At 30.7% G+C, this 274-nt stretch carries 1 protein-coding gene; it reads left to right on the top strand.

The window, feature by feature from the left end:
• Positions 1-274 (top strand): glycine-rich protein (locus Q3304_RS21050; RefSeq protein ID WP_407815505.1); only part of this gene is annotated, 274 nt, incomplete at both ends.

The following is a 274-nucleotide window of genomic DNA, read 5'->3' as shown; positions in this document are numbered from 1 at the left end:
GGTATTGTGGTGCAGGTAGTTATTATGCTGAGTTCGGCGGTGGTGGTAGTGGATATGTTTTAACTAAAGATAGTCATAAACCAGTAAATTATAATCCACATTCTAAATATTATTTTAGTGATATAAATAGCATTGTAGGTGGAAATACTACGAAACAAGATGGTTATGCTAAAATAACATTACTCCAAGCATTACCGTTTTTAACTATTTCATCTTATAATTCTACTACTGCTAAATTCAAGGTTAATCATACAGATTCTAAGTTATTAACTAG

This window comes from Clostridioides sp. GD02377 (genome assembly GCF_045899875.1).
Taxonomy (GTDB): domain Bacteria; phylum Bacillota; class Clostridia; order Peptostreptococcales; family Peptostreptococcaceae; genus Clostridioides; species Clostridioides difficile_A.
Note: the sequence above shows the minus strand (reverse complement) of the source record. Positions and strands in the feature narration are given on the sequence as shown.